Source organism: Streptomyces sp. SID5910 (assembly GCF_009862125.1).
In the GTDB taxonomy this organism is placed as follows: domain Bacteria; phylum Actinomycetota; class Actinomycetes; order Streptomycetales; family Streptomycetaceae; genus Streptomyces.
Genome location: NZ_WWHX01000387.1, coordinates 1 through 2879 on the forward strand (window position 1 = coordinate 1; position 2879 = coordinate 2879).

The 2879-nt window shown below is 76.9% G+C and carries 3 protein-coding genes; all 3 read left to right on the plus strand.

All coding sequences use genetic code 11. From position 1 onward, the window contains the following. Window positions 1-377: SCO6045 C-terminal-like domain-containing protein (locus tag GTW67_RS13190; protein ID WP_524539772.1), on the plus strand; the 377-nt coding region annotated here is incomplete at its 5' end. Window positions 378-484: 107 nt separating this feature from the next. Then, the gene (locus GTW67_RS13195) at window positions 485-1279 is read left to right on the plus strand and encodes a TIGR04222 domain-containing membrane protein (protein ID WP_161165004.1); all 795 of its coding nucleotides are present in this window, start codon (window positions 485-487) and stop codon (window positions 1277-1279) included. Between the two features lie 102 nt (window positions 1280-1381). Next, window positions 1382-2879, plus strand: a 1498-nt coding sequence (locus tag GTW67_RS13200; protein WP_161165005.1) for an alpha/beta hydrolase, incomplete at its 3' end; no start/stop codon positions are given.

Genomic DNA, 2879 nt, shown 5'->3' on the forward strand with positions numbered 1-2879 from the left:
TGCTGTCGGCGCTGGTCGCCGGCACGCCCGTGCCCGAGGGGTTCGACCGGGTGCGGCTCGGCGTGCAGGCGCGGGCGCTCGCCGGGAAGCGGGCGGACGTGGTCGCGAAGGTCGCCCCGGAGCTGCCGGTGATCCTCGGGGCGGAGTACCGGCCCGCCTTCCTCGCGTACGCCCAGGGGCACCCGATGACCGGCGGGTACCGACGCGACGCCCTGGACTTCGCCGGGCGGCTGCTGAGCGACGGCCGGCCGCAGGACGCCCGCGCGCGGCGGGAGTTGCGGGAGTGGTGGCTGGAGCGGTCGGGGCCGGCGCCGCGACCGGTGCGGCCCGGGGCGCGGTGGGCCCGCGCGACCCGCCGGGTGCTGCTGCGCCGCTGAGCGGAACCCGGACGTCACCGAGCGGAACGTCACACCCCGGCAACGCTGCGTCCCGGAATGTGAAAAGGGCATGGCGCCGGCGTAAGCCTTTGGCATAGAAGTACGGCATGCTCTGGGTCCTTCTCCTGCTGCCCGCCTGGGTCGTCGCCGGTCTGGCGTGCACGCGGCTGTGCCTGGCCGCCGTGCGCGCGGCCGCCACCGACACCACGAGCGCTAGGCGCGCGCACGCGCTGACGCTGTACGAGGCGGCGTTCCTGTCCGGCGGTCCCCGGCGGGTCGCCGACCTGACGCTGGTGTCCATGGCGCGTCAGCGCCGCCTGCTGCTCGCGCACACCGGCTGGGCGACGGTCGTCGACCCGCGCGGCCGGGACGAGATGGAGCGGTCGGTCATCGGGGCCATCGGCCCGGAGGGACAGTCCCGGATAGCGCCGGTGCGGTCGGCCGCCGCCACCGCCGACCCGGTGCGGGGCCTGGCGGACCGGCTGGTCGGCGCGGGTCTCGCCGTGCCGGACGGGGCCCGCAGCATCGCGGCCGGCGTCCGGCGGGTGCGGCTCGCCGCGCTGACCGTGTGCGCGCTGGGCGCCGCCGCGCTGGCGCTGCCCGTCCCGGCGGACGTGCCGCGCCACCTGATCGCCCTGTGGTTCGCGCTGCCGCTCGTCCTGACGCTCAGCTCCCTGGCGATAGCGCGGATGGAGGTCCACCCGTACTCGCGCTGGGCCTCCCCGGCCGGACAGCGGCTGCTCGGCACGCTCGCCCGGGAGGCGGACGGCACGGCGGACGAGCGTACGTACCTCACGTCGGTCGCCGTGCGCGGCATCCACGCCATCGGCGAACCGGATCTGCGGGCGGCCTTCGCGCACCGGGAGGAGTACCTCGGGGAGCACCGGGAGCGACAGGGCTGAGGCGGACGGCTCGGCGCCGACACCCGCGGGCGGTGCTTGCCTTGCCCGGTCGCCGGACGAAACATCCCTTCTGTCGCCGCCGTGCACCGAAGGGATACGCCCATGCGAGCCGCCCTCCTCCTCCCGGCCGCCGGGTCCCTGCTGCTGGGCGCCTTCACCACCGCCCCACCGACCGTCCCGGGTGCGCCCGTCAGCCCCGAGGCGCGGGGCACCGCCGTGGCCGCCGCTCGCGCCGCCGAGACCGGCATCGCGTTCGGCCGGTGCCCGGAGGCGGAGGAGCTGCCGGGCGGCCTGCGCTGCGGCACGGTCACCGTCCCCCTCGACTACGCCCGTCCCGACGGCGCGCGGATCCGGCTCACCGTCAGCCGGATGCGGGCCACTCACGAGGACCCGGGCAACAGCGGGCGCGAGGTGCCTCGGCAGGGCGTCCTCGTGCATCAGCCGGGCGGTACCGGCGGGCTGTACGTCCCGCTGGCCGGCCTGACGCCGCAGTGGAAGCGGATCGCGGCGGCGTACGACCTGGTCGGTTACGCCCCGCGGGGCGTCGCGCCCTCCGCGCCGCTGTCCTGCCAGGACCCGAAGCGCCTCCTCAACGGCCCTCGCCCCGCCCCGGTGCGGCCCTCCGCGGCGTTCAAGAAGGAGCGCGCCGCCGAGGCCGAGGCGTACGCGCGCGGCTGCCGCGAGCGGGCCGGCGACGCGCTGCGCCACTACCACTCCCTGAACAACGCCCGGGACCTGGACGTCGTACGGGCCGCGCTGGGCGAGCGGAAGCTCACCTTCATGGGCACGGCGGACGGCACCTACCTCGGGGCGCTGTACGCGGAGCTGTTCCCGTCACACGTGCGGCGGATGGTGTTCGACGCACCGGTGGATCCGGCGCCGGACCACGTGGGCTACCGCGCGATGCTCGACCGGTCGGAGGCGTTCGAGGACCGCTGGCGGGATGTCAGGGAGTGGATCGCCGGGCACGACGCCGTGTACGGGCTCGGCACCACACCCGGGCAGGTGCGGCGCGGCTACGACCGGGCGAGCGCGGAGCTGGCGCGGCGACCCGCGGGCGGCACGGTGGGCCCGGCGCAGCTGCACGCGGCGTTCCTGGGGGCCGGGTACGACGACGTCCTGTGGCCGTACCGCGCCGAGGCGCTGTCGGCCTATCTGAAGGGCGACCCGCAGCCCCTGGTCGACCAGGCGGGGACGCACCCCGAGGAGGAGACGGCCGAGGCGGAGAACGCCGACGCGGTCCGCACGGCCGTCGCGTGCAACGACACGGACTGGCCGGCCGGGTTCGCCCGGTGGGACCGGGACGGCTCGCGGCTCGCGCGGCGGGCGCCGTTCGCGACGTGGGACCAGGTGTGGGCGCACCTGCCGTGCGCCTACTGGCGGGCGCCCCGGCAACGGCCGCTCGACGTGCGCACCGGGCCGGGCGAGCTGCCGCCGACGCTGCTCCTGGCCGCCGAACGCGACGCCGCCGCGCCCTACGACGGTGCGCTGGAGCTGCACCGGCGGCTGTCGGGCTCGGTGCTGGTGACCGAGCGGGACACCGGGACGCACGGCATCGCGGGCGGCGCCGACACGTGCGTCGACGGCCGGCTGGAGGCGT

Excerpts from the sequence above, each read along its gene's own strand:
- GTW67_RS13195 (WP_161165004.1), top strand. The coding sequence starts at position 485 with ATGCTCTGGGTCCTTCTCCTGCTGCCCGCCTGGGTCGTCGCCGGTCTG.